We start from the raw sequence: 8189 nt of genomic DNA on the forward strand, positions 1-8189 counted from the left end.
GGTGGTGAAATGCAAACTTTAGTATTTACAGTAAAGGGAGCATATGCACGTTTTCGATGTCCCCATACAACAACATCGGCTTTAACATTTTTATGTATTCATCCTATTGCAGTAAAGGGATTAATAGGAGCAGTTTTGGGAATAGAATATGATGATTTACATGAAAATCTAAAAAACACGAAAATAGGAATTCAGGTTTTAAATACCATTCATAAGGATACTCAATCATTTAACTTAATTGCGCAAAGCAACAATAACAAAGCTGCTAATTTTCAATCAAGAGTACAATTTTTAAGAGATGTAAAATATAGAATATTTGTGTCAGATGAATCTAGAAAGTTAGAAAGCCTTGATGGAGTTTTAAAGTCACGTGAATATATATTTACACCATATCTAGGTTGTAGTGAACATATAGCCAAAATTGAATATGAAGAAATGACTTTGGCTAAAGCTTGTAGTGATCAAACAGCTGATACCATTATTCCAAAACAAAACATGGTTCCTGATTTTAAGGAGGATGTTCCTGTCTATATGGACAGAATACCCATAAAAAATAGTAGGGATAGAGAGTATACAGAATATAGTAATGTTGTTTTTGCAATAAGCACACCGATAACAATTAAAGGTTGTGAGATCTTTAAAGTAGGTGAAAGAAATGTCTTTTTCTTTTAAGCTAAAGTCTCATGTCCAAGAAGGAATACCATTTGAAGATGGTCAATTATTAGTTGACCATCTTCAGGGTGTCAAAAACATTGCAATAGAAACTAGTAAGATGCATGGGGTGGTTGGTGAAATTGAAAAAATTATTGGCACCATCTGCATGTGTCATGATTTTGGCAAGGCTAGTGAGTATTTTCAAAAATATTTAAAGAATGAATATAGTGAAAAACTAAAAAACCATGGGGAAATATCTGCTTATTTCGTTTTTTATATGTTGCCACAACCTTGGAAAATCTTAGGATTTATGGCTGTGAAAAAGCATCATGGTAATCTAGAACCTGACAGAATATTCTTTGATTATAATGAAAAGCAACTATGGAGTATTGCGGAAAGCATAAAGAAAAACGTTGAAGAATTAAATGAAATTTATAAACAAGATATTTCTGGTTTTTTTGAAGAAATAAAAAATGAACAATTTTTGAAGGCCCCATGGAAGAGTTTTAGAAAGAAAATGAAAAGCTTTTCCATTGAGGATTTTATATGGATGCAATATATATGGTCATTATTATTAACAGGAGATAAAACTCAACTAATCAGAGGAACCGCATATTTAAATAGTATGAATGTATATGAGAGTTATGTTAGTAAATATAAAGACCAAATAAAGAAAGAGCTAATGCAAAGGATATCCGGAATAGAAAAAACCAAACTGTTCCATGTGAGAAATCAGATTTATCGAGATGCAGTAAAAGGGATAGAAGATGCTGATCTAACTAAAAATCATATATTTTCTATTAATGTTCCTACTGGTACTGGAAAGACCCTGGCCGTTTATGCCACAGCATTTAAATTGTTAGAAAGAATCTATAATGAAAGTCAAAAAACAATAAAACCTACTATTGTTTATAACATACCATTTACAAGTGTCATAGATCAAAATTATAAGGAATTGGAAAATATTCTGCATTGTAATAATGTAGAAAGATTTGAGAGTTATATTCTTAAGCATCACTCTATGACAGAATTAAATTATACTGATTATAGTGAGACATTGGATGAAGAAAAAGAATACAGAAATTACGATGCACGATTCTGTGTAGAAAACTGGCAGAGTACCATTATCACAACAACTTTTGTGCAATTGTTTAATACTATCTTCCAATCAGGAATCAATGCAATAATTAATAGGTTCCACAAACTGGCTGGCTCTATCATCATATTGGATGAAGTACAAGCCATACCACCTAAATATTACAATATTATACAAGAGGTTTTTGAAGTATTATGTAACAAGTTTAATTGTTATGTCATTACTGTAACAGCTACAAAACCATTATTCCTAGAAGGAGAAGAACTTATTAAGAATAATGAAGGAATATTTAAGAGTTTAGATAGAATCCAGATAGAGAATCATATCGATAACCCAATATATCTAAATGATTTTTGTGAAATTCTAGTGAAAGATATTCAAACAAAACCAAATAAAAGTTTTTTAATTGTCTTAAACACAGTAAAATCATCGCTTAATGTTTTAGATTATCTGAGGGGTTCAGAAGAATTACAAATAGCTAAAAGATCAGTTTTATATTTATCTACGGAAATACACCCTCATAGAAGATTAGAGGTTATCCAAAAGATTAAGAAGGATAAAGATATAAAATATATACTAGTATCAACCCAATTGATTGAAGCCGGTGTAGATGTGGATTTTGACATGGTTTATAGAGATTTTTCTACAATAGATTCAATAAACCAAACTGCAGGGAGAGCAAATAGAAATGCTATTAATGAAAAAGGTATTGTAAAGATATTTTCATTAATAAATGAAAACCATCACGATAAAAAATATGCAACATATATTTATTCGCAGCCTTTATTAGATGCAACAGAAGAGATTTTAAGTAAAAAGGGTATTATTTGTGAAAAGGATTTTTTTGAGATTAACAATGCCTACTTTAAAGCGGTTCAAGAAAAGAAAAGCAAAGATTCTTCTCAGGAAATTGAAGAAGCCATATCAGAATTTAACTTTGCAAGGATTAGACAGTTATTTAAACTTATTGAAGAAAACTATCAAAAAGAAGACGTAATTATTAATTACAATGAAGAAGCACAAAAATGCTTAGGTATAATACAAGAAGGAAATTGGCCTTATCAAGATACTATTAATGCATGGAGGGTTTTAAATAAATATAAAGTTAGCGTAAATAAAGAAGACATGAAAAACATCAACACTATCCTCATTAAGGGTATACATGTTCTTGATAAAAAATATTACGATAAGAACAAAGGTATTATAAGAATAAATACTGTAATATGCTAGGAGATGAGAATTTGGAGATTATATATACACTAGTTAAATTTCAAGATTTAGAACTAAAACCTAGAGCGGCAGAAAAGATTAGGGGTTTTTTTGCAAAAGAGTACGAAGATAGTGAATTGTTACATAATCATAAAGGAGACCAGGTAATCTATAAATATCCCAGGGTACAATATAAAATCATAAAGGGAATAACTATGTTATGTGGGATAGAAGAAGGAGCTAGCTTGGTTGCTAACATTGGACTTGATACAGAATTAATGATTTTAGATGGAAAGCCTTTGCATACATTTCAAAGAGAAATTATAAATGGGAAAAGAAATTTTGGATTAATAGATTATTACATTGAATACAAATTTGTAACCCCATGGCTTGCACTAAATCAAAAAAACAATAAAACCTATGATGATGCAAGTGATATGGAAAAAGAGGAAGTTCTAAAAAGAATTATAGTTGGAAATATTATATCCTTGGCAAAAGGATTAGGTTATACAATAGAAAAACAGATATACACATGGATAAATCTAAAGCAATGTCCTGTCATGTTTAAAAATATTAAAATGAGAGGATTTATTGGGACTTTTAAAGTAAATTTTATGATACCAGATTATTTAGGTATAGGCAAATCTGTATCAAGAGGTTTTGGAACAATCATAAGGAGCTGATAATAGTGCAACTTGTTATTAATACTCCAGGAGCCTATCTTTGCAAAAGAGGGGATTGTTTTCAAATACAGAAAGATAATGAGAAACAGGAGATTTCAGCCAAAAAAGTTGAACAAATCTTAATAACCACAAGAACTGCTTTATCTACAGATGCTATTGAACTTGCAATAGAAAACAATATTGATATTGTTCTTTTGAAAAGCACAGGACAACCTCTAGGAAGGGTCTGGCACTCCAAACTTGGCAGCATAAGCACTATAAGAAGAAAACAATTATTTTTACAAGAGCATAAATTAGGCTTAGAACTTGTAAGAGAATGGATTCTACAGAAATTAGATAATCAAATAAAGCACCTAAGTAAGCTTAGCATGAATCGAAGAGATGATAGAAAGCAGATTATTAGTGAAGCTGTTAACAGGATAAAGGAACAAATAAAAAATGTTGAAGGTATTTCTCACAGTAAATTTATCTCTGAAGTAAGGGATAGCTTGCAGGGATATGAAGGGGTAGCAAGCCGTGCCTATTTCTGTGTATTGAGTGAGGTTATTTTAGAAAAATACAAATTTAGTGGACGAAGTAGAAATCCTGCACTAGATCCATTTAATTGCATGCTCAATTATGGTTATGGGATTTTATACTCTAGCGTAGAAAAGGCTTGTATCATTGCTGGGTTGGACCCATACATAGGTATTATGCATACAGATAACTATAACAAAAAAGCACTAGTATTTGATTTGATTGAAATGTACAGAGGATATATTGATGAAATTGTATTTAAGCTATTTTCCACAAAAAAAGTAAAAAAGGAGCACTTTGATCAAGAAGGTGATGGATACTATCTAAACCAAGAAGGGAAAAAAGCTTTAATAACACTTTATAATGATGAAATGGAAAAGAAGGTCAGATATAAAGGTAGAAACATAGCCTTTCAAAATATTATTCAGTATGATTGCCATAATATAGCCAATAGAATTCTGAAGGAGAGTTTATAATGCTTGTTTGGGTAATCTATGATATTGTTAGTGACAAGGTTAGGGGAAAGGTTGCAAGGCAATGCACAAACGTTGGGTTATATAGAGTACAAAAAAGTGTATTTTTGGGAGATGTAGAAGACAATGTATTAGATGAGCTAATATTATGCCTAGAGGATACGGTAGATTTAGATAAAGATTCTGTATATGTGTTTCCCATGAGTAAAGCAGAGCTAAAAAAGGCGGGACTTATCGGACAAGCTTTTGATAAGGAGCTAGTAACAAATGAAATCATTTCAAAGTTTTTTTAATGAAAATCAATACTATGTCACTCCTTCAGAAATTATAGAATTCATGTATTGTAGAAGATTCATTTATTTCATGAAATGTCTAGGAATCCGTCAATATGAAGAAAATAGATATAAGGTTCAAAAGGGAAGAGTAATTCATGATAAAAAAGAAAAACAAAACAGGGAATATTTAAGGAAAAAACTAGGAGTTGTCGCGAAGGAAATGGATGTTTCTCTAGTGTCTAATACATATAAGATAAGAGGAAAAGTGGATGAAGTATTAACCCTATTAGATGGAACCCTGGCACCCCTAGATTATAAATTTACAAAATATGATGGTGTACTCTATCAAACATACCTTACACAGGTAGTTATGTATGGTTTGATGATAGAGGAAACATATGATAGAGTTGTTAAAAAAGGATTTATTGTCTATTGTAGAGGTGGTCATGATGTAAAGGAAATAGAGATTACCGAAAAGAATAAAACCGATTTAAAAGAAACCATTAGAGAATTTCTAGAGGTAATCCAGGGACATTTCCCGAAAGCTACAAGATTTAAAGCTAGATGTTTGGATTGTTGCTATAAAAATATTTGCGTGAGGTAAAAAGGTGCTGTTAAAAGCTTGTAAGTATTATGATAGAGGGTGATGTTCATGAGAGAAAAACAAGCAAAAATAATGATCTTTTTCGGGTACTTGGCAAAAAAGAACTCAATCAAAAATTTAAATAAATACTGTATTTCCAATGCATTTGACTGATATATGGGCTACAGAAGAAGTTCCAATAAAACAAGGATTGAAACATTTTGATAAATATCTTTATACTTATCCTCCTTAGGGCTACAGAAGAAGTTCCAATAAAACAAGGATTGAAACAAGTTAGAGCTACTGGGTATGAACAAAGAGACATCTAGCTACAGAAGAAGTTCCAATAAAACAAGGATTGAAACACACAGAAGCAAATAGGTACACATTATTATTTAACGGCTACAGAAGAAGTTCCAATAAAACAAGGATTGAAACCAAAACGCAAAGGTTGGTTGCTGTATGGGAAAAGAGCTACAGAAGAAGTTCCAATAAAACAAGGATTGAAACCCAATAGCGTAAGGGCCAGGGCAAAGGTATGCGGTGCTACAGAAGAAGTTCCAATAAAACAAGGATTGAAACATATATCATCATCATCAGAAACTGGTGCTGGTGTTGCTACAGAAGAAGTTCCAATAAAACAAGGATTGAAACTAAGTATCATTAATACCCTCGATGTATCTTTTAACGCTACAGAAGAAGTTCCAATAAAACAAGGATTGAAACATATTAGAACTCAAATCTTCTTTAGCACCTTTGGCCGCTACAGAAGAAGTTCCAATAAAACAAGGATTGAAACCCTTCATCAGCAAATTCCTCGAATAGATCCAAGTCAGGGCTACAGAAGAAGTTCCAATAAAACAAGGATTGAAACTTCAATATGACGGTACAACAGCACAAGTCATCGACCGCTACAGAAGAAGTTCCAATAAAACAAGGATTGAAACTCTGATTAAGCCTCCAGCATGGCATGAGCTAGATGGGCTACAGAAGAAGTTCCAATAAAACAAGGATTGAAACACTGACATGCATATGTTGTCATTTATTCCATTATTGGCTACAGAAGAAGTTCCAATAAAACAAGGATTGAAACATTAGCGGTTAGCTGAATGGCGAGGATATATAAACGCTACAGAAGAAGTTCCAATAAAACAAGGATTGAAACATTAACAACAATATACACCCCCTTATTTTCATGTAAAGCTACAGAAGAAGTTCCAATAAAACAAGGATTGAAACCTTTCGCAATCAAGGCAAAACATAATTTTATTTTTGCTACAGAAGAAGTTCCAATAAAACAAGGATTGAAACATCTTTTTTGCTTCTGGTAACTCCAACCCTGGAATCGCTACAGAAGAAGTTCCAATAAAACAAGGATTGAAACATTAATACCCACTCTTCTTCCTTTTTGCCTGATTCCGCTACAGAAGAAGTTCCAATAAAACAAGGATTGAAACTTATCTAACAGGTTCTTCGACTGCCGAAAAAGTACTGCTACAGAAGAAGTTCCAATAAAACAAGGATTGAAACGCATTTACACTACTATATGTGGGATTGTAATATTTGCTACAGAAGAAGTTCCAATAAAACAAGGATTGAAACAGCCCTTTTGACCACAGAAGAATTCAGCAAGACATAGCTACAGAAGAAGTTCCAATAAAACAAGGATTGAAACAGATACACAGGTGGGGAAATAGTTGAGACTAGAATAGCTACAGAAGAAGTTCCAATAAAACAAGGATTGAAACCCGTACCTGGTCTTGATGTTATCTATCAGCTGGTTAGGCTACAGAAGAAGTTCCAATAAAACAAGGATTGAAACCAGAATCTAAAATGAGGTCCTATAAGACAAATAATGCTACAGAAGAAGTTCCAATAAAACAAGGATTGAAACACTACGACCATATCATCGTAGAGATTGAAGCTAAAGCTACAGAAGAAGTTCCAATAAAACAAGGATTGAAACGCCATAGCAGAAGGATATGCAGATGCCATGCTCTTGGATGGCTACAGAAGAAGTTCCAATAAAACAAGGATTGAAACAAAACTACATGGAGGTAAAAAGATATGTATCCATACAGCTACAGAAGAAGTTCCAATAAAACAAGGATTGAAACCTATTGTGTGGACTAGCAACATGTACAAGCCTACCTGCTACAGAAGAAGTTCCAATAAAACAAGGATTGAAACAATCTAGTGTGGATAAGGTTAATTATTCCATCCAGGCTACAGAAGAAGTTCCAATAAAACAAGGATTGAAACCCATAAGAGAGCTTTTTTTGCATTCCTACTTCTCTTGCTACAGAAGAAGTTCCAATAAAACAAGGATTGAAACAATCTATTTGTGACTCTATCAGTTGCAGGACAATGTGCTACAGAAGAAGTTCCAATAAAACAAGGATTGAAACATGTATTGGGAGAGTAAGAGAGAAGTCAATATTGTGCTACAGAAGAAGTTCCAATAAAACAAGGATTGAAACGAGAATATAAACAACCTACACAAACTCACATACACCCGCTACAGAAGAAGTTCCAATAAAACAAGGATTGAAACATGTATTGGGAGAGTAAGAGAGAAGTCAATATTGTGCTACAGAAGAAGTTCCAATAAAACAAGGATTGAAACGAGAATATAAACAACCTACACAAACTCACATACACCCGCTACAGAAGAAGTTCCAATAAAACAAGGATTGAAAC

At 32.5% G+C, this 8189-nt stretch carries 6 protein-coding genes and 1 CRISPR repeat array; all 6 genes read left to right on the forward strand.

Annotation, left to right across the window (positions count from 1 at the left end):
• The first annotated feature begins 9 nt into the window (after positions 1-9).
• From APF76_09325 to APF76_09350, 6 genes are read left to right on the forward strand one after another with little or no spacing between them, the layout of a single operon-like run.
• Positions 10-672: a hypothetical protein gene (locus APF76_09325; protein ID KUO53429.1), complete on the forward strand. Its 663-nt coding sequence runs from the start codon at positions 10-12 to the stop codon at positions 670-672.
• Entirely contained in the window at positions 656-2980 is a 2325-nt protein-coding gene (locus tag APF76_09330; protein ID KUO53430.1) for a hypothetical protein, read from the forward strand. Before APF76_09325 ends, APF76_09330 begins: the two co-directional genes overlap by 17 nt.
• A gap of 11 nt (positions 2981-2991) precedes the next feature.
• Positions 2992-3642 (forward strand): hypothetical protein, encoded by a 651-nt coding sequence (locus tag APF76_09335; protein ID KUO53431.1) that lies wholly within the window; start codon positions 2992-2994, stop codon positions 3640-3642.
• A 5-nt stretch (positions 3643-3647) separates the two neighbouring features.
• Positions 3648-4634, forward strand: a complete 987-nt coding sequence (locus APF76_09340) for a CRISPR-associated protein Cas1 (GenBank protein KUO53432.1) — start codon at positions 3648-3650, stop codon at positions 4632-4634.
• On the forward strand, positions 4634-4924 hold the full coding sequence (locus APF76_09345; GenBank protein KUO53433.1) for a CRISPR-associated protein Cas2: 291 nt from the start codon (positions 4634-4636) through the stop codon (positions 4922-4924). The genes APF76_09340 and APF76_09345 overlap by 1 nt, the downstream gene beginning before the upstream one ends.
• Positions 4899-5510 (forward strand): CRISPR-associated protein Cas4, encoded by a 612-nt coding sequence (locus tag APF76_09350; protein ID KUO53434.1) that lies wholly within the window; start codon positions 4899-4901, stop codon positions 5508-5510. The genes APF76_09345 and APF76_09350 overlap by 26 nt, the downstream gene beginning before the upstream one ends.
• A gap of 160 nt (positions 5511-5670) precedes the next feature.
• A CRISPR array of direct repeats spans positions 5671-8188; the repeat unit is 36 nt; unit sequence GCTACAGAAGAAGTTCCAATAAAACAAGGATTGAAA.
• The last annotated feature ends 1 nt before the right edge of the window (position 8189 follow it).

The organism is Desulfitibacter sp. BRH_c19, assembly GCA_001515945.1.
Taxonomy (GTDB): Bacteria; Bacillota; DSM-16504; order Desulfitibacterales; family Desulfitibacteraceae; genus Desulfitibacter.